Source organism: Larkinella knui (assembly GCF_003858645.1).
GTDB classification, from domain to species: domain Bacteria; phylum Bacteroidota; class Bacteroidia; order Cytophagales; family Spirosomataceae; genus Larkinella; species Larkinella knui.
The window spans coordinates 339,456-356,729 of sequence record NZ_RQJP01000005.1; the positions used below are offsets into that span (position 1 = coordinate 339,456).

Annotated in this window: 18 protein-coding genes; 9 read left to right on the forward strand and 9 right to left on the reverse strand. The window is 51.4% G+C overall.

The window, feature by feature from the left end:
- Positions 1–38 precede the first annotated feature (38 nt).
- Together hxpB and EHT87_RS23710 are read left to right on the forward strand one after the other, a co-directional pair.
- A complete protein-coding gene (gene hxpB, locus EHT87_RS23705; protein ID WP_124909154.1) occupies positions 39–725 on the forward strand; it encodes a hexitol phosphatase HxpB in 687 nt (228 codons plus the stop codon).
- A 15-nt stretch (positions 726–740) separates the two neighbouring features.
- Positions 741–1,553: a PhzF family protein gene (locus EHT87_RS23710; protein ID WP_124909155.1), complete on the forward strand. Its 813-nt coding sequence runs from the start codon at positions 741–743 to the stop codon at positions 1,551–1,553.
- A gap of 5 nt (positions 1,554–1,558) precedes the next feature.
- On the opposite strand, the gene EHT87_RS23715 is transcribed toward EHT87_RS23710, so the two are convergent.
- Positions 1,559–1,972: a DoxX family protein gene (locus tag EHT87_RS23715; protein ID WP_124909156.1), complete on the reverse strand. Its 414-nt coding sequence runs from the start codon at positions 1,970–1,972 to the stop codon at positions 1,559–1,561.
- A gap of 342 nt (positions 1,973–2,314) precedes the next feature.
- On the opposite strand from EHT87_RS23715, the gene EHT87_RS23725 reads away from it, so the two are divergent.
- The 4 genes from EHT87_RS23725 to EHT87_RS23740 all read left to right on the forward strand — a co-directional run bounded on the left by EHT87_RS23725 (position 2,315) and on the right by EHT87_RS23740 (position 5,540).
- Positions 2,315–2,767, forward strand: coding sequence for a GNAT family N-acetyltransferase (locus EHT87_RS23725; RefSeq protein WP_124909158.1), 453 nt, complete (start codon positions 2,315–2,317; stop codon positions 2,765–2,767).
- A gap of 69 nt (positions 2,768–2,836) precedes the next feature.
- Positions 2,837–3,976, forward strand: coding sequence for a radical SAM family heme chaperone HemW (gene hemW / locus EHT87_RS23730; protein ID WP_124909159.1), 1,140 nt, complete (start codon positions 2,837–2,839; stop codon positions 3,974–3,976).
- Between the two features lie 100 nt (positions 3,977–4,076).
- Positions 4,077–4,871: a monofunctional biosynthetic peptidoglycan transglycosylase gene (gene mtgA, locus EHT87_RS23735; RefSeq protein ID WP_124909160.1), complete on the forward strand. Its 795-nt coding sequence runs from the start codon at positions 4,077–4,079 to the stop codon at positions 4,869–4,871.
- Positions 4,872–5,114: 243 nt separating this feature from the next.
- Positions 5,115–5,540 carry a response regulator gene (locus EHT87_RS23740; protein WP_221622071.1) on the forward strand — a complete coding sequence of 142 codons (426 nt, stop codon included), beginning with the start codon at positions 5,115–5,117 and terminating at the stop codon, positions 5,538–5,540.
- A gap of 4 nt (positions 5,541–5,544) precedes the next feature.
- On the opposite strand, the gene EHT87_RS23745 is transcribed toward EHT87_RS23740, so the two are convergent.
- The 5 genes from EHT87_RS23745 to EHT87_RS23765 form a co-directional block, all read right to left on the reverse strand.
- Complete coding sequence (locus EHT87_RS23745) at positions 5,545–5,871, reverse strand: MGMT family protein (RefSeq protein ID WP_124909162.1); 327 nt, start codon at positions 5,869–5,871, stop codon at positions 5,545–5,547.
- A 19-nt stretch (positions 5,872–5,890) separates the two neighbouring features.
- Positions 5,891–6,454 carry a DUF3109 family protein gene (locus EHT87_RS23750; RefSeq protein WP_124909163.1) on the reverse strand — a complete coding sequence of 188 codons (564 nt, stop codon included), beginning with the start codon at positions 6,452–6,454 and terminating at the stop codon, positions 5,891–5,893.
- Positions 6,455–6,471: 17 nt separating this feature from the next.
- Complete coding sequence (locus tag EHT87_RS23755) at positions 6,472–8,760, reverse strand: LysM peptidoglycan-binding domain-containing protein (protein ID WP_124909164.1); 2,289 nt, start codon at positions 8,758–8,760, stop codon at positions 6,472–6,474.
- 6 nt (positions 8,761–8,766) lie between these two features.
- Complete coding sequence (locus EHT87_RS23760; protein WP_124909165.1) at positions 8,767–9,432, reverse strand: O-methyltransferase; 666 nt, start codon at positions 9,430–9,432, stop codon at positions 8,767–8,769.
- Between the two features lie 163 nt (positions 9,433–9,595).
- Positions 9,596–10,843 (reverse strand): M16 family metallopeptidase, encoded by a 1,248-nt coding sequence (locus tag EHT87_RS23765; protein ID WP_124909166.1) that lies wholly within the window; start codon positions 10,841–10,843, stop codon positions 9,596–9,598.
- A gap of 133 nt (positions 10,844–10,976) precedes the next feature.
- Here EHT87_RS23765 and EHT87_RS23770 point away from each other — a divergent pair, with 133 nt between their 5' ends.
- Entirely contained in the window at positions 10,977–11,597 is a 621-nt protein-coding gene (locus EHT87_RS23770; protein ID WP_124909167.1) for a hypothetical protein, read from the forward strand.
- A 32-nt stretch (positions 11,598–11,629) separates the two neighbouring features.
- On the opposite strand, the gene EHT87_RS23775 is transcribed toward EHT87_RS23770, so the two are convergent.
- Genes EHT87_RS23775 through EHT87_RS23785 form a run of 3 tightly spaced genes read right to left on the reverse strand, consistent with a single transcriptional unit; the run spans position 11,630 to position 15,036 of the window.
- Positions 11,630–11,977, reverse strand: coding sequence for a hypothetical protein (locus EHT87_RS23775; protein ID WP_124909168.1), 348 nt, complete (start codon positions 11,975–11,977; stop codon positions 11,630–11,632).
- A gap of 15 nt (positions 11,978–11,992) precedes the next feature.
- Complete coding sequence (locus EHT87_RS23780) at positions 11,993–14,710, reverse strand: ABC transporter permease (RefSeq protein WP_221622072.1); 2,718 nt, start codon at positions 14,708–14,710, stop codon at positions 11,993–11,995.
- Positions 14,710–15,036, reverse strand: a complete 327-nt coding sequence (locus EHT87_RS23785) for a PadR family transcriptional regulator (RefSeq protein WP_124909169.1) — start codon at positions 15,034–15,036, stop codon at positions 14,710–14,712. Before EHT87_RS23785 ends, EHT87_RS23780 begins: the two co-directional genes overlap by 1 nt.
- A gap of 308 nt (positions 15,037–15,344) precedes the next feature.
- Between EHT87_RS23785 and EHT87_RS23790 the strand changes: the two genes are divergently transcribed.
- Complete coding sequence (locus EHT87_RS23790) at positions 15,345–16,343, forward strand: glycosyltransferase family 9 protein (protein ID WP_124909170.1); 999 nt, start codon at positions 15,345–15,347, stop codon at positions 16,341–16,343.
- 63 nt (positions 16,344–16,406) lie between these two features.
- The gene (locus EHT87_RS23795) at positions 16,407–17,273 is read left to right on the forward strand and encodes a mechanosensitive ion channel family protein (protein ID WP_124909171.1); all 867 of its coding nucleotides are present in this window, start codon (positions 16,407–16,409) and stop codon (positions 17,271–17,273) included.
- Position 17,274 lies beyond the last annotated feature (1 nt).

The window sequence follows — 17,274 nt, forward strand, 5'->3', positions numbered from 1 at the left end:
CTAACCACCGTAACCGGAAAACCGCACCGGAAAAGACAATGATTCAGGCAGCGATATTTGATATGGACGGCCTTCTGGTCGATTCGGAGCCGCATTGGCGGGATGTTGAAATTGAGGTATTTCGCACGGTTGGCCTGGAAATGGACGACGAAATGTGCAAACGAACAACCGGCCTGCCCACCGATGCTGTGGTGCGGTATTGGTACGAAAAACACCCGTGGACCAACCGAAGTTTGGAGGAAGTGGGCGCTGAAATAATTCAGAACGTGTACGGGCAAATCGAACAATATGCACAAGCCATGCCGGGTGTTCCGGACATTCTGGACTTGTTTCAGCAGCACGGCATACCGATGGCCATTGCGTCGGCGTCGCCCATGCACCTGATCGAAGCCGTTATCGATCGGTTGAATATTCGGTCGTATTTTACGCTCTGGCATTCGGCTACCCTGGAAAAACGCAACAAACCGCACCCGGATGTCTACTTGGGAACGGCCCGCAAGTTGGGCGTCGAACCGCGCTTTTGTGTGGCCTTTGAAGATTCCGGGAATGGCCTGAAATCGGCCCACGCGGCCGGTATGATGACGGTAGCGGTTCCGGCTGATTATGAGTTTGATGAGCCTAAGTTCGACATCGCCACGCTCAAAATTCCGTCGCTACGGGAATTTAACGTGTCTCAATTGAAGAAGATAGAAAATCAATTATCAATTGCACCAGCAACCCGCTGAAATCCTAAACTCACTATGCCTATCCGCCTTTATCAACTTGATGCGTTTACCGACCAGCTTTTTGGCGGCAACCCGGCTGCGGTCTGTCCGTTGACGGAATGGTTGCCCGACGAAACCATGCAGTGTATTGCCGCTGAAAACAATCTGGCTGAAACGGCTTTTTATGTTCCCACCGACGGCGGGAATGGCGCTTATCATATTCGCTGGTTTACGCCTACCGTCGAAGTGGACCTCTGTGGCCATGCTACGCTGGCGTCGGCTTATGTGGTGTTTTTTCTGGAAAAAACCGTGGAAGGGGATGATATCGCCTTCGACTCGCGCAGCGGTATTTTGCGTGTTCGGCGGGAAGGCGATTGGCTAATTCTGGATTTTCCGGCCGATACCACGCACATTGCCATTCAGCCGCCAGCCCTGGAAGCGAGCCTGGGCGGTATAAAACCGCTGGAAGTGCTGAAGGGAAAAACCGACTACCTGATTGTTTTTGAAAATGAACAGCAGATTCTGGATTTGGAGCCCGACTTCCGGGAACTGGCGACGATTCCGGCGCGTGGCGTGATTGTGACGGCGCCCGGGAATCCGACGGAAAGTGGCCCTGTCGACTTTGTGTCCCGGTTTTTTGGCCCTCAATCCGGCATTGACGAAGACCCGGTAACGGGCTCGGCTCATACGACACTCATTCCCTACTGGGCCGAAAAACTGGGCAAAACGGAATTGACGGCCCGGCAGGTTTCAAAACGGGGCGGTTTTCTACAGTGTAAATTACTGGGTGACCGGGTTGAAATCGGTGGCCAGGTAAAACTGTATCTGACTGGTGAATTTGAGCTTTAAAATCCTCATAAGCCTTCGTCGATCGACGGTTTTCCGGGTCCATTGAGGAGCAGAAATACGCTCATTGCCAGCAAATTGATAGCCGGAAACGCGTTTTTATACGTATCCTGAATAGCGACGTGCCCCATAAAAACAGCAAATCCAAAATTAATAAGCAGAAAAAAAGCGGCCCAGCGCGTCCAGAGGCCGATAATCATCAGAATCGCTCCCAGAAATTCAGCATAAGCCGATAAGGTGGCACTCAGCAGCGGGAACGGAAATCCCAGACTTTTCAGCCAGTCGCTGTAGCCCGGAATGCCTTCGGACGGGTGTAGTGCCGTGTGGCCGGCCGCGTCGATGAGTTCATAACCGAAGGCCAGCCGGAGCAGCAAAGGCGCGTAGGGGCGAAGTCGGTTCAGTCTTGAAAGCAGGTCTTTCATAAAATCAGAGTTAACGGCAGTGGGATTTTAGTAACCCATTTAAAAAGTATATTTGTACTTATTCTAAATAAGTAATACTTTTGTTGCGCAATGTAGAAAGCGCCATGAATGAAATGACTGAAACATCGTTTGAATTTCCGTTTTTAACAGCAACACCCAAAGAATTCGGTACAAATCCGTTTATGGGTGAGATGGACTGTGTGTTCAAAAAGTGCTGCAAAAAATGGAAAAAGAAAGGGAAGCATTGCAAAAAGTGCCCCGAAAAATAAGCCACTCCCCCGGTTAGTTTCGTTTCTTTGACCGTTCACTAAATTTTGAGCCGGTTTTGTGCCAACTTTGGGCATGCCAATTCACTACGAAATTTACGACGGGTTTCCTCCCACTGCCATTCTGCCGGGCATTCTTCACTTGCATCAACGTGTTTTTTCCGGACAGACATCCGAAGAGCTTCTTCAGGAATTTGAGGACGTCAGAAACCGGCATTTGCTGACCCTCCTGGCGCTCGACGATCAGGCGATTGTGGGGTATAAAATGGGCTATCAGCGAAAACCGGGTCATTTCTACAGCTGGTTAGGCTGTGTTAGTCCGGATTATCGCCGTCGGGGCATCGCCGGTGAACTGATGAACCGACAACATGACGCGTGTAAGGCGAAAGGGTATCAGACCATTCGGACGCATACCCGTAATCAATGGCGCGACATGCTCATTCTGAATCTGCGGCACGGTTTCGATGTCATTGGAACCATTGCGGGCACCAACACGCACACCACGATTATTCTGGAAAAGAGTCTTTGATAGTTGCGTCGCAAACCGGATGTCCACTCGTCCGGGAACTTCAACGGCCTAAGATTTGTAGTTTCGCCGATGCATCTTTACGTCCATATCCCGTTCTGCAAACAAGCCTGCCATTACTGCGACTTCCATTTTAGTACCAGTTTAAAGCAAAAAACCGCCCTGGTTACGGCGCTTTGCCGGGAAATTGAATTGCAAAAAGACTACTTGCCAACCCGTCATCTGGAGACTATTTACTTGGGCGGGGGAACCCCGTCACTCCTGAACGAAGCCGAACTGGATCAGCTTTTTGAAACGATCCACCGGTTTTATACCATTGCGTCAGATGCGGAAATTACCCTCGAAGCCAACCCGGATGATCTGGTCGGCAGGTTGCCCGATCCGATGGCACCATTGCGGCTTTTTCGGCGGTATGTAAATCGGTTAAGTATTGGCATTCAGTCCTTTCATGAGCCTAATCTTCGCTTGATGAACCGCGCGCATTCGGCCGCGGAAGCCGGGAGTTGTGTGCAACTGGCGCAGGAAGCCGGGTTTGACAATCTGACAATCGATCTGATTTATGGCGTTCCTGCCGAAACGCACGGTATCTGGCAGAACGATCTTGCCAAAGCGCTCTCATTTGGAGTGCCCCATATTTCGGCCTACTGTCTGACCATTGAACCGGGTACGGTATTTGGAAACTGGCAGAAAAAAGGCCGGTTACAGGCTGCGGACGACGAATTTGCGGCTGAACAATTTACGATGCTGGTGAATTCGCTGGCGGAGAAAGGGTACGAGCAGTACGAAATCTCAAATTTTGCCCGCCCGGGTTGGGAAGCCCGCCATAACAGCAGCTACTGGAAGCGACGGCCGTATCTCGGTATCGGTCCGAGCGCCCACTCGTTCAACGGACCCAGTCGTCAGTATAATGTTGCCCATAACTCGCACTATATTCGGGCCATTGAACGGGGTGAAATTCCCGGCACGGTCGAAGAGTTGTCGCAGGCCGATCAGGTAAATGACTATTTATTGACCGGAATCCGCACCAAATGGGGGTGTGATGTACGGGAACTGACGGCACTGGCCGGAACGGATTTTGAAGTACTCCGCCAAACCGAATTACAAACCTTATACAACCAGGGCTGGCTTTTGCTGGAGAACCATTTACTCACTTTAACCGAAACGGGAAAGCTTTTTGCCGATCGCGTAGCCGCCGATTTGTTTGTTAGTTAAGAACTAAGCGTAAAAACGGAGCTTATCGTGCCGCGCGCTGACGGATTTAACTCCTTACTGGTACCTCTTAACTCATCACTCTTTGCTATTTTTGCGTTTAATGAGTACGCCCCGTCCCGTTAAAGTCAATCGTTTGCGATCGTCTACCCCAAATCCGGTTCCATCCCGTTCGGGTCAATCCCGGCGCGCTGGTGCGCGTCCGTGGCTGGAACGCGCCGTTCGGGTTGGTGCCAAACTGATGACGCTTTTATTTCTGATTTCGTTTGGCTGGGTCGTGTTGCTGAAATACCTGCCGGTTTCCATTACACCCCTGATGATTTCGCGCAAGATGGAAGCCGTAGCCGATGATCAGAACAGCAAGCTTTATAAGGACTGGACGCCCTACGAAGCCATTTCCAAAGAAGCCGCACTGGCGGTTATTGCGTCGGAAGATCAGGCTTTTTCGAGCCATTGGGGGTTTGATTTCGACGAAATTCAGGATGCTATCAAAGAAAATAAACGGCGGAAACGGCCGCGTGGTGCCAGCACGATTTCCCAGCAGGTGGCTAAAAACGTTTTTTTGTGGAGCGGTCGGAGCTATCTTCGGAAAGGTCTGGAAGTCTACTTCACCTTTTTGATTGAATTGATCTGGGGCAAGGAACGCATTCTGGAAGTGTATCTGAACGTTGCCGAAACCGGTCCGCTGACCTTCGGCGTTGAAGCCGCTTCCCGGCGGTATTATGGTCATTCGGCCCAAACACTGACGCGAACTGAGGCCGCCCGCATGGCTGCCGTATTGCCCAATCCCCGTTTATTTTCCATCAAAAAACCATCGGCTTACATCCAGAAGCGAACCCGCCAGATTGCCCGCCAAATGCGCTATCTGGGCGGACGGGGTTATCTTAAAAATTTGTAAATCCATTAATTAATTGTATTTTTAATTCTGAGAGCAAAATAAAATAGATCAGTTAAGACCTTTCCATTTCTTACTTATAAGTTAGTGTTTTTAGAATTTATCATTTCCTGCTCTGTTTTTGATACCAATTGATGTGTTTTCTCTATTAATCAGTAAGAATAACCGTATCTTGAACTTATTACTACAACAATGCCACAGTCGGCCAAGTTATTGAACTCACCTTCTTTGCAGCGAAAAATCTGTGTGATCATTGTTGATGACGACGAAGATGATCGTCAATTTATTCACCGGGCTTTTCAAAATGTTGGTGCCAAGCACCAGATTCTACAGTTTGAAGATGGTGAACAATTGATGGATAGCCTGATCGATGGGGCCGATGCGGAAGAACGAATTGCCCGGTGCGGATTAATTATTTTAGATGTAAATATGCACCGGATGAGCGGAATAGAAGTACTTGAAGCCATCAAAACCAACTATGCTTTAAAGCACATTCCTACCGTGATGTTATCAACCTCGATTGAGGAAGATCTGGTGCAAAAAGCCTACGGTTTAGGAGCGAATGGGTATTTGCAAAAGCCCAATCTAATGGACGATTACAATCATCTGGTCATTAGTATGCAGGCTTGTTTTCTGGAAGTGCCCAGTGTTCGCTGGTCAAAACTGCTTTAAGAAGTTAGTGTAATTCAGTGGTGGGGTCCCACAATACCTGCTTGAACTGCACAACCCGATCGTCCTGGACCTCAACACCTTCGGCCATCAACAACTCCTGCATGGCCGTTGGACTGCCAAAAAAATGCTTCCCTGACAAAACACCGATGCGATTGACCACCCGGTGGGCCGGAACATCCCGTCCATGAGCCGCGTTCATGGCCCAGCCCACCATCCGGGCACCCGCGCGCAGACTCAGGTAACGGGCAATCGCTCCGTAGGTGGTTACGCGGCCCGAAGGAATGAGCCGGACTACGTCATAAACATCTTCGAAGTAATCACGCTGTTCCATAACTACCTGAAGTCGCTCCCTATTTTTCCTCAATTTCCTTTACTAACTCGCCGTACCAGGCCGGTCCATACATCCGGATTAGCGGTTCTTTCAGAAATTTGTAGACCTCCACGCCCAGGTGTTCGCCAAAGTCGCAGGCCGGGCTGCAAATAGGCCAGCGATCATAATTGAGGGCGTGGAAACTTTCGTATTTCGTAATCCGGATCGGGTAAAGATGACACGAAATGGGTTTCTTGAAATCAACTTTGCCGTCGTTATACGCCTGCTCGATTCCGCATTTGAGTATACCGCGTTTGTCGTATGTAGCAAAAACACATTCGCGCCCCTCGATGGTCGTTGTCACAAAACCGCCCTCTTCGTCGGATTCATACATACCGTGCTTTTCGATGGCGTCAACGCCTTCGGGCATCAGATAGGGTTTTACCAGCGGATAGATCTCGTCCAGAACCGCTAATTCCGATTGTTCCAGGGGCGCCCCCAAATCGCCCTCGACGCAACAGGCACCCTTGCACTTTTCCAGATTACAGACAAAAAATTTTTCGGCCACATCATCACTGATGCAGGTAGTATCAATGAGTATCATCGGTTTTTGAACAAGCCTTATTTCTTGATTATTTTCAATTGCTGACCCACGTTAACACCGCCACCCGATAGCTGGTTCCAGGTCTGGATCTGTTCAACCGTAACCCCGTATTGTTTCGAAATGCGGAACATGGTTTCGCCTTTCTGTACGGTATGATAAACGATTTCTTCCGTCACCAGCGGATCGGCAGTTGGGCTGGCAGCCGACACCGGCTGACTTCTGACAGCGTCTCCTTCGCCCTTGATAACCAGCGACTGGCCTACCGCCAGTTTGTCATTCTGGGTCAGTTTGTTCCACTGCAGGAGGTCATCGACCGAAACATGATAAAGCCGGGATATGCTGTAATACGTCTGCCCAGCCTCCACTTTATGCGTCGTAGACCGTGAACTTCCCGTTGTTTTAGCCACCGTGACCGGTGCTGGTTTGGAGCTCGTTGTTTCCCGGGTTGGAACTTCGTCCGTTGTTTCGGTAGTTGGGCGCTTCACGCTGGCCGTTACCGGTGCTGGCTCTGCGGGCTTGCGCTCGGTTGGGCGACTCACCGGAGCGGGTGCCGGGGTGGTGGTCCGTACAGGCGTGGCATCCCAGTCCGATTTGGTTGAATTCTCGGGACGCACAATAACGACCCGTTGTGTTGAGCCAGAATTCTGCACGGTCGTGCTCGGGCTGCTGGTGGTTGGAGCCGCAACCGGCGGTTTCGTCATTGTACTGGCCGGGCTATCGACGGGTTGACTGCTGACGGGAGCGCTGCCGGTGTTGGTCGTCGACACCCGCGAATCCGGAGTCGTCGGGCTTGTCGTTGCCGGTGATTCTTTCGGTTCAACTAGTTTGGGCGAATACATTTTTCGCTCAGACGCATTCTTCGGAATCGAATTAGCCGGACGATCGGTTGTCGAAGACTGGCTCAGGCGGGGTTCGCTCGGGCTGGCCGTAGGCTGAGACGCAATCGGTCTGGATGAAGGAGCCGGGGTGGCCGGGGTTTTGATGATCTCGACCGGCTGATTGCCCGGACGGCGTTCGCGCAGCCACATAACCCGCCCGACCTGCAAGCGATCCGAACGGTCGATACGGTTGTAGCGCAGGAGTTTTTTCAGCCGGATTCCGTACATCTGTGAAATACTCCGGGCGGTTTCCCCAACCTGAACGGTGTGGTGCGGAACAACGGCTTTCCGCATTTTCTTCGCCAGATAATAGACCTCATTTTCCGTAACCGGATCGCGGTCACTCATGTCGTTGTAGCGCAGGAAACTCGACACGCTTACCCGGGCTTTGCGGGCCAGCGTAGACGCGTTGTCGCCCGCCAAGGCCTGAATGCCGGGCAATCCGTTGATCTCGTATAAAACAACGTCGGGTTTGCCTTTCGAGTAATTAACCTTTCTCAACACCGGAAAACCGGTATCGACCTTAGCCGATTCCGGCGCTTTGGTCTGGCTTACCGCCTGAGCTTTCAGGGCCTGACGCCGTAAAGCCGCCACCTGATCACCCGTTGCCGGAATCGCCAGAACGTATTCTTTATCGGCGGGAATCTCGTCTCCCAGAATCCAGCGATTGTATTTGCGAAGTTCGATTTCGTTTATTTTGAGATCTTCGGAGACCTGGGAAACCGTTTTTCCACTGCCGTACGGGTAAGCCACCAGGGCCATCGAATTCGTGGTTCGGTAGGCTGGCAGGACGTTTTCGAAGGCTATTTTGTGGGCAAAAAACCGGAGGATATACCGGTCGGTTTTGTCGTCCAGCGTGACTTCCCTGGCGTACGACCATTCTGCCGGAACGAGTTTACTAATACCGGTAGTGCCGAGGTAATACGAAAACAGGGACGACACCCAGTTGTTGTAAACGGCATTGTTTCGCTTGAAATACCGGGCGGCTCCGCGGGTGGAGGCAACGATGCTCTTGCGCTCGTCTACTTCGTCGTCCACGCGCATCCCATGATCGGTGGCGGTTTCCTTTTTAAATTGCCAGTAGCCAACGGCGGTCGATGCTGAAACCGCGTCGGGAACCAGCGAGCTTTCCTGAACCGCCAGATATTTTAAATCGACCGGAACTTCTTCCTCCGCCAAAATTGCTTCGATCAACGGGAAATAAAGGACGACACGGTCAAGTTTGGCTTCCCAATACTTCTTGTTGGATTGGACCAGGGACGTGATGTCTTGTCGGATAATTCGCCGGGCGCCCTCATCGAAGCGAACGTTCAGATCGGCAAAACGGATGGATTCGGGAACTTCGGCAGGAACCTGCGCCTGACCGGAAAAGAGAAAAGAATGGGTAAAGAAAAGAATTAGAGAGAGAGTCGATAGTCTCTTTTTCATACGCTGTTAGTGTTTGTAAATCATCATTAATCCATCCCGAACGGGCAGTAAAATCTGCTCGACGCGCGAATCTTCCTTCACTTTGCGGTTAAAATCAAGCACAGCCTGCGTGTCTTTGTCGGCCCGCCGTTCGGCCGCCGTCCGCCCGTTGCCAACCGGCTGCACAACTTTCCCGCTCCACAGCACATTATCAGCTAAAATGATGCCACCCGGTCGGACTTTGTCGAAAACCAGGTCATAATACAAACTATAATTTTCTTTGTCGGCGTCGATAAACACCAGATCGAACGGTCCTTCGAGTTCCGGGATTATTTCCGTGGCGTTTCCCAGCCGGAGGTCGATCAAATGACCAACGGGCGACTGATTCCAGTAGGAGCGAATGAAAGTTTCCAGTTCATCGTCTTTTTCGATGGTAATCAACACGCCGTCGTCGGCCAGACCTTCGGCCAGACACAGGGCGGAATAACCGGTAAAGGTGCCTATTTCGAGCATCCGGCGGGGGCGAAGCATCCGGGAAATCATCGACAGAAACCGTCCCTGCAAGTGGCCCGACAGCATGCGGGGATACAGCATCCGGGCGCGGGTGTTTCGATTAAGCTGGCGCAGTAACTCACTTTCGGGCGAAGTGTGCGCTTCGGAATACGCTGAAATTTCGGGTGGCAGAAAATCCATGCCTGTTGACGGTGAGCCTGTGCGGCCCGGTTTACTTTAGGCCAGTGAAAACGAAACCGGTGGTGACGTAAAAATACAACTATTCTGTTAACGGGAATGAGCCGGTACTATTTTATAATCGCCGGACGATTTCAAGCATCGAACGGTACCGACCGGGCACCGATTACTCATCCTCATCCGGTTCCGGCACAAACGTCAAATAGCTCAGCTGGCTTTCGTCGAACATTTCGTTGGCCATATCCTGCATCAAACCCGCATCGACCTGCCGGATTTCACTGAAAATTTCTTCCAGCGAATCCAGTTTACCCGTGTCCAGAATACTTTTTCCCATGGTGAGCATAAAACTCTGGTTGCTTTCTTCCGACATCGCCAGCTGTCCCATCAATTGCTCTTTCGTATTGTGCAATTGCAATTTTGTGAGCGGTTTTTCCCGCAACGCTTTCAGTTCCCGGCTGATGAGTGCACTGCTGCGGTCCAGGTGCTTTTGGTCGGTGCCAAAATAAATTCCCAGAAAACCGGTATCCAGAAAGGGCGTATAGCTGGCTTCAATGGAATAAACCAGCCCGTATTTCTCGCGCAGATTCATGTTCAACCGGGAGTTCATGCCCGGTCCGCCGAGCAGGTTGACCAACATGAAAAAAGGTAGCCGACGCGAATCGGCCAGGGCATAGGACGGCCGGCCGATGGCGCACTGCGCCTGCGTAATGGGCCGCTCGACCGTCACCCGTTGTGGTTCATAGTTTACAGGAGCGAGCCGTTGCCGTTCTGAGGTCCGGTGCGGAATGTCGCTCAGGTATTTTGAAGCGATCTTCTTTACTCTGCTGAACGGCATGTTGCTGACCGACGAAAATACAACCCGTTCGGTATCCAGATTTTCGCCGATAAATGACTGAAGTTGTTCCCGTGTGAAGGACTTCACGGTTTCGGGTGTGCCCAGAATATTGCCGCCCAGCGGATGGTTTTTGAAAACTACCTGATCGAAATCGTCCTGCAAAGCGTCTTCGGGCGAGTCGTAATACATCGCCATTTCTTCCAGAATAACACTGCGTTCTTTCTCGATCTGTTTTTCGGGAAACACCGAGTGAAAGGCAATGTCGGCCAGGAGTTCGGTGGCTTTTTCGAAATGCAGCCCTAAAACCGACGCGTGAAAGCAGACTTTCTCCTTGGTGGTGTAGGCATTCAACTCGCCACCCACGGTTTCGAGCCGGTTGATGATGTGAAAGGATTTGCGCTTTTTGGTGCCTTTGAAAGCCATATGTTCCCAGAAATGGGCCAGACCTTCCTGTTGGGGCAGTTCATCGCGGCTGCCAATGTCGAGCATAATGCCGCAGTGGGCAATTTGGGTATGCGGTACTTGTTTGTGAACAATCCGGATTCCGTTCGGTAAGGTATATACTTCGTAATCTTCCATTCTTTTCCAACCCTATCGGGATGCACAGGGTCTCATGACAAACGATACCGGCAGGTGGTTTTCTGCGTTCGCAGTTGCAGGTATAGAATTAAGAACTAAATTTAGTCAAAGAAAATTTCATCACAATACAAGTATGAAGACAATCTCCCTGCTGTCGATTGGGTTGCTCGTGCTGAACAGTGTATTGTTTGCGCAACCGACTTCCTTTCAAATCGGACTGAATGCGGTGCCGTTCTTCGATAAAACCGTAGAACTGAACGCGACCTGGACGAAAAGTCCGGGCTATGATTTCTTTGTTCACGGGGGCTATACACTCCCCAGTCATTATCCGCAAAATAACAATGAGTTCTTATGGCGGTATTGGGAAGGGACCGTTAGCGGAGCGTATTTGCGGGTAGGTGGCAGGGCATATTTGAATAAAACCGGGAGGTTTCGGCCGTTCTTTGGAGCGCACTTGACCAATAGCTATCTCAACCAATCAGGAGAGGATGTCTCTATTTTAGAATGCATTGTTGCCCCCTGTTATCCTATCAAAAGTAAGGCGGCAAAAGAGTCGTTTTTGCTGAGTGCCGGTATTTCCGGCGGAGTGAGAGTCGACATTATGCCGCGTTTAACGCTGGATCTGGGCGTACTGGCCAACCGGTTTATCTTCGAAAAACCGGAATTATACAATCAGGCTGTTTACATTCCGGGCTACGGCCGAAAACCGATTCAGGGGGTGGCGTCGGTGCAATACACCCTGAAAGGACGATGAGGGCGTTTTTTTAACCCGTGGATTAAAAACCGCTATATGGGACGCGGTGCTGCTATTTTCACGTTTTGAGACCACACGGCCAAAGCCGTACCGGCGAGAGCAACCAGCCCCACAGCGGCTGTAATCAAGCCCGGAAATTCGGCGACTGGAGGCACCAATCCGACTGAACGAAAGGCGCGGTATTTGATCCGTTCTTTTTGCAGGATGTTCTGATTGGACACATCGAACGTTTGGTCGAAATGGATTTTGCGGCCGTCCCGGTGTCCGCTAATCTGGATCGTCAGCGTTTTGCCGTTATCGACAAGCCGGGTTTGCACCACGGAGCGCGCCATTGCAACCGGGCCGATACTGAGCAGGAGGATAAATAAGCCGATTTTCATGGTTTTATTGGTTGGTTATTCACTACGTAAACTCTTCACTGGATTCACCAGAGCGGCTTTGACGGTCTGAAAACTGACTGTAGCCAGCGCAATCAGGATGGCCGACAGACCGACGCCGGCGAACACCCAGAAGCTGATGTGAATGCGCTCCAGGTAGTTGTCCAGCCACGTATTCATCAAAAACCAGGCAATGGGAATGGCAATCAGCAGCGCAATCAGCACCAGTTTGACAAAGTCGCGCGACAGCACCACGATGATGTTCGGAATGCTGGCACCCATCACTTTGCGGATGCCGATTTCTTTCGTTCGCTGCTCGATCACCATCATGGCGATGGCAAATAATCCCAGGCACGACAGCAGAATGGCGATGCCGGACGCCAGGCTACAGATCTGGGCCATTCGCTCCTCGTTCTGGTACCACGCATTAACGTTTTCGTCCATGAACGTACCGATGAATTCCGACTGCGGAGCCACTTCCTGCCACACTTTTTTCAGCTTCTCCATCGAACCCGCCAGACTTTGCGGAGTAACGCGGATAAAGATGTAGTGGATGGTTTCCGAATTGGAAATATGCAGGGTAATGGGGCGGTTTTCATCGGCCAATGAATACAGGTGGAAATCAGGAATGACGCCGATGATCCGGGATTTGGCATCCGTCGAATCAGCATCGTCACCGAGCAACATTCCAACCGGATTTTTTTCGCCTATCATTTTCGCCATACTTTCGGTAATAACCACACTTTTCGTCGAGTCGGTTGAATAAGCCCGGTCAAAATCACGGCCCTGTAAGGGCTTGATGTGGAGCGTTTTGAGGTAATCGTAATCGACTAGCAGCCAGTCGGAAGAAACATCTTTTCCTTTATAGGTGTAGCCACTGGTCGACCGGGAACTGACCCGGTCCATACCCCGGCCAATGTTGACATTCGTGCCGGTTATGGCCACCACCGACGGATCCGTCGCCAGTTTATTCCGCAACCGCCCGAGTACCTGCCGACCATTGACCTGATTGCCCACCGGAATGCTGATGACCTGTTCTTTTTGAAAACCGAGCGGTCTGGTCCGGAGATAATCCACTTGCTGGGCGGCAATGATGGTGCAGCATGCCAGCAAACAAGACAGAGCGAATTGGGTAACAATCAGTGAGTTGCGTAAAACGCCGGGGCGTTTCAGGGAGAGCTTGCCCTTCAGCACTTCCACCGCGTTGAACCGGGCCATTTGCCAGGCCGGATAGCCACCGGCTACGAGCGTAACCAGCGCAAACACGCCCAAAATCAGACCTATAAAACCGGGTTGGAGCAGGTGATCAAACGTGAGCCTGGCGTCGAAAGCGGCATTGAATTGGGGCAAAAGGAAATAGGCGAGTAGGAGTCCGACCAAAAATCCCGCCAGACAAAGTACCGTCGATTCGCCCCAGATCTGGACAAAAAGCTGGGTTTTTAGCGCCCCTAACGATTTACGGACGCCCACTTCGCGCGCCCGACTGAACGACCGGGCAATGCTCAGGTTGATGAAGTTAATACTGGCAATTAACAGGATAAAAAAGGCAATGGCCAGAATCGTATACACCAGCGCAATTGGCGTTCCTCTGCCTCCCGCTATTTCCCGGTCAAAATGAACATCGGAAAGGTTCTGCAGCCGCAGGGCGAATAAATCGCCCCGTTGATCCGGTTTGGCGCCTTTCTTTTTAAGTCCGTCCAGCGAATTCTGAAGGTATTTCTGGACAAATGATTTGAGCCGGTCTTCGAAAGCTGCCTTGCCGATCCGGGCCGGTAATTTGACATAAACCGTATGGGAATTGGAGCTCCAATTGTCTTTTCCTGCCTGATAGCCGGGCGAACTCTCGACCCGGATTAATGCATCGTACTGAATGGTTGAATTGTTCGGCGCATCGCCCGCAATACCGGTTACAACGTATTGCCGCTTATTGGCGTCACTGCCGATCTGCACGGTTTTTCCGATTGGATTTTGGCTGCCAAAGAGCACAGCAGCCATGTTCTCGCTGAGAACAATACTGCTCAAATCCCGGAGGGCGGTTTCCCGACTTCCTTTGATCAACGGAAACGAGAAGATTTTCAGGAAATCCTGATCGGTTTGCAAAACCATTTTATCGAAATATTTTCCGTTTACCTCCACCAGACTTTTTCGGCCCGCCACCACGCGGGTTACCGCTTCCAGCTCGGGATAGTCGGCCTTTAAAGCGGGGGCCAGCGGCAACGGCATCGTACCGCTGCGGGTGGCTTTTTCCGGATCATTTGCGAAGAAATAGGTCTGAAAAATACGGTTGCCGTCTTTGTGAAAGGAATCGTAAGTTAGCTGTAAATAAGCGGTCAGAAACAGAAACACGCAGATGCAGAACGCCACCGAAAGGCCCACAACATTGATGGCAGCGTAGCCCTTGCTTTTCCAGAGGTTGCGAAAGGCGATTTTCAGGTAATTACGGAGCATATCGGGATGCAGAGAATGAGGTTGAGGATAAGCACTTGAATAATTCGGGATACCGGCTTTTGAAACCGGTTTGGCCAGATAGGCGGCCCGTCGTTTCAGAAAATAGGGCCGGCAGAACCGGATGACTTCCAGCACGTAAAACCGCCGGGCTTCAGGCGCGCCCACTTCAGCCACCTGCTCGGCGAACTGCTCGTGCAGATCGCCCAAAAGCTCTTCCAGCAAGTAGGGCGGACACAGGGCTTTCAGCAGGCGGTCGGCCCAAGCGGGAGGTTGCGGAGTGTTCTTCATTACGACCAGGAGGGGTTAGGAATGGAATCCCAGAGTTCGTTGCGCACCTGCCGCATTTCGCCGAGGGTCTGTTTACCGGCTGCGGTAATGGCAAATAACCGCTTTCGACGCCCTCCGCGGGCAGTGGTCGCTCCCCCAAGTTCAGAACGGACAAATCCCTTTTCTTCCAGCCGGTATAAGGCGATGTGAACGCCACTCAGGCTGATGGTCCGGTCGGTGCGCTGCTTGAGTTCGGCCGCTATCGTAACGCCATACGCACCTCCGTCCAGCACCGCCACCGTGAGTAAAACCAGCTCCTCGAACTCGCCCAGATACGGTCTGCCCATTGTCGTTTTCTATTTTCTTGTTATTTGCTAAACAAATGCCTTGCCAAAGTACTAAATAAGGCCTTTACAGTCAAATAAGGCCGGTTTGCGAAGATATGCAGCGGGTAATTTGTCCGTTTCTGGACAGGAATTGTACACTAATGGACAGCTTCTCCGGAAGAACTGAGTAAGGGAAGCACGACCGGTTTTTTGATCCAAGCCTAAAAAGATGGGGGAATACGAGTTCGTACTTTTGGAATCAGGCGTTTTTAACCTAATATTGAATTGATTAAATTGCTGAGATGTAAAGAGATCCTGAAACTTGCTAAATGAACCAATCTCAACGGTTTCTCATTGTCCAAACCGCTTTCATCGGCGATGTCATTCTGGCTACTTCGTTGGTGGAAAAACTTCATTTTCACTTTCCGGACGCATCCATTGACTTTTTACTCCGAAAGGGGAACGAAGGCCTGTTAATGAACCACCCTTATCTGAACGACGTACTGATTTGGGATAAAAAAAATGGCAAATACAATGATTTGCTTCGTCTGATCCGCATCGTTCGTCAGCGACAGTACGACAAGGTCATCAATCTGCAGCGCTTCGGCGCAACGGGCTTGCTAACGGCGCTGGCGGGCCCTTCAGAAACCATCGGTTTTGGTAAAAATCCGTTTTCCCGCTTTTTCTCCTACCGGGTCGAACACCGGATCGCGCCTGATGTTCACGAAATTGACCGGAACACGGAACTGATCAGCTGGTTTACCAACCGGACCGCCTTTAAACCCCGGCTGTATCCATCAACCAGCGATTTTGACCGGATAGAACCGTACCAAACCAAACCGTATGTCTGCCTGGCGCCCACGTCGGTCTGGTTTACGAAACAATATCCGGAAGAAAAATGGATTGATTTTTTGCGACAGCTACCGGACTCCCTGACCGTTTACCTGCTGGGTGCACCGTCGGATGTTGAAGTCGCTGAACGAATTAGCCGGGAGGCCGGCAGCAACCGGGTGGTGAATCTTGCGGGAAAATTATCCTTTCTGGAGTCGGCGGCTTTGATGAAAGGCGCACAGATGAATTTTGTCAACGACTCCGCTCCGCTGCACCTGGCATCGGCGATGAATGCGCCGACAACGGCAATTTTCTGCTCCACGGTGCCCCAGTTTGGTTTCGGACCGTTGGCCGATGATTCGCAGGTGGTTGAAATTCAAGAACTTCTCGATTGCAAACCGTGCGGGCTGCACGGGCGTACAAGGTGTCCGCTGGGGCATTTTCAGTGTGCCTACGGAATCCGGACGGCGCAGTTACTGGAACGAATAGGACCGTAACGGATGCCGCTGACTTTTGAGGTCCGGCCATCCGGCATCGGTCTTTACCCTATCTTTGTGTCTATGCTAAACCTAGGAGACGTCGCCCGACTCATTTTCGATCGCCTGGAAGGCTGGGTCAAAACCGCCATTCTATACTTGCCGAATCTGGCGGTGGCGCTGCTGGTTATTTTGCTGTTTAATTTTGTTTCCCGGTATTTTCGGCGGCTGGTCGTGCGGGGTTTCGACCGGTTTAGTGACAATCTGTCGCTGATCAATTTGACCGGAACCGTTGCCCAACTGGTGGTGATGACGCTGGGTTTATTCATCGCGCTGGATGTGCTGGGCCTCGAAAAAACCGTGGCTTCCCTGCTGGCTGGTGCCGGTGTGCTGGCCCTGGCCATCGGTTTTGCGTTTCAGGATTTGACGGCCAATTTCATTTCGGGCACCATTATTGCCTTGCAGCGGCCTGTCGAAGTGGGTGATATGGTGGATACGAACGGTTTTATGGGCCGGGTTGTCCGCATCAAACTTCGCTCCATCGTGCTCGATAACGGCGGAGGCCAAACCATCGAAATTCCGAGTAAAGACGTTTTTCAGAAGCCCATCATCAACTATTCGCGCACGGGAGAACGGCGCATCGAACTGACGGCGGGAGTTTCGCACCTCGATGATTTGAGCAAAGCCCAGCGGGTGGCCATTAGCGCCGTCAAATCATTGCCGTTTATCCGGACCGACAAACCGGTTGAAATGCATTACAAAGGAGTTTCGCTCGAACTAATCCAGTTTCTGGTCTGGTTCTGGATCGATCCGGCCAAAATTGACTCCACCAAAGCCCTGAGTGAAGCCATTAAAGCCGTTAAAAAAGCGTTCGACGAAAACGACGTGCTGATGCTGTTTCCACCGCACACCTATGATCTGAAAAAGCGCGCCAGTGAAAGCCTGAAGTAAG

What these genes read in the sequence shown, in the direction of transcription:
- EHT87_RS23795 (WP_124909171.1), top strand. Translation starts at nt 16,407, where the DNA reads ATGCTAAACCTAGGAGACGTCGCCCGACTCATTTTCGATCGCCTGGAA.
- EHT87_RS23725 (WP_124909158.1), top strand. Translation starts at nt 2,315, where the DNA reads ATGCCAATTCACTACGAAATTTACGACGGGTTTCCTCCCACTGCCATT.
- mtgA (WP_124909160.1), top strand. Translation starts at nt 4,077, where the DNA reads ATGAGTACGCCCCGTCCCGTTAAAGTCAATCGTTTGCGATCGTCTACC.
- EHT87_RS23755 (WP_124909164.1), bottom strand. Translation starts at nt 8,760, where the DNA reads ATGAAAAAGAGACTATCGACTCTCTCTCTAATTCTTTTCTTTACCCAT.
- EHT87_RS23745 (WP_124909162.1), bottom strand. Translation starts at nt 5,871, where the DNA reads ATGGAACAGCGTGATTACTTCGAAGATGTTTATGACGTAGTCCGGCTC.
- EHT87_RS23780 (WP_221622072.1), bottom strand. Translation starts at nt 14,710, where the DNA reads ATGAAGAACACTCCGCAACCTCCCGCTTGGGCCGACCGCCTGCTGAAA.
- EHT87_RS23785 (WP_124909169.1), bottom strand. Translation starts at nt 15,036, where the DNA reads ATGGGCAGACCGTATCTGGGCGAGTTCGAGGAGCTGGTTTTACTCACG.
- EHT87_RS23790 (WP_124909170.1), top strand. Translation starts at nt 15,345, where the DNA reads ATGAACCAATCTCAACGGTTTCTCATTGTCCAAACCGCTTTCATCGGC.
- EHT87_RS23765 (WP_124909166.1), bottom strand. Translation starts at nt 10,843, where the DNA reads ATGGAAGATTACGAAGTATATACCTTACCGAACGGAATCCGGATTGTT.
- hemW (WP_124909159.1), top strand. Translation starts at nt 2,837, where the DNA reads ATGCATCTTTACGTCCATATCCCGTTCTGCAAACAAGCCTGCCATTAC.
- EHT87_RS23710 (WP_124909155.1), top strand. Translation starts at nt 741, where the DNA reads ATGCCTATCCGCCTTTATCAACTTGATGCGTTTACCGACCAGCTTTTT.
- EHT87_RS23715 (WP_124909156.1), bottom strand. Translation starts at nt 1,972, where the DNA reads ATGAAAGACCTGCTTTCAAGACTGAACCGACTTCGCCCCTACGCGCCT.
- EHT87_RS23750 (WP_124909163.1), bottom strand. Translation starts at nt 6,454, where the DNA reads ATGATACTCATTGATACTACCTGCATCAGTGATGATGTGGCCGAAAAA.
- EHT87_RS23760 (WP_124909165.1), bottom strand. Translation starts at nt 9,432, where the DNA reads ATGGATTTTCTGCCACCCGAAATTTCAGCGTATTCCGAAGCGCACACT.
- EHT87_RS23770 (WP_124909167.1), top strand. Translation starts at nt 10,977, where the DNA reads ATGAAGACAATCTCCCTGCTGTCGATTGGGTTGCTCGTGCTGAACAGT.
- hxpB (WP_124909154.1), top strand. Translation starts at nt 39, where the DNA reads ATGATTCAGGCAGCGATATTTGATATGGACGGCCTTCTGGTCGATTCG.
- EHT87_RS23775 (WP_124909168.1), bottom strand. Translation starts at nt 11,977, where the DNA reads ATGAAAATCGGCTTATTTATCCTCCTGCTCAGTATCGGCCCGGTTGCA.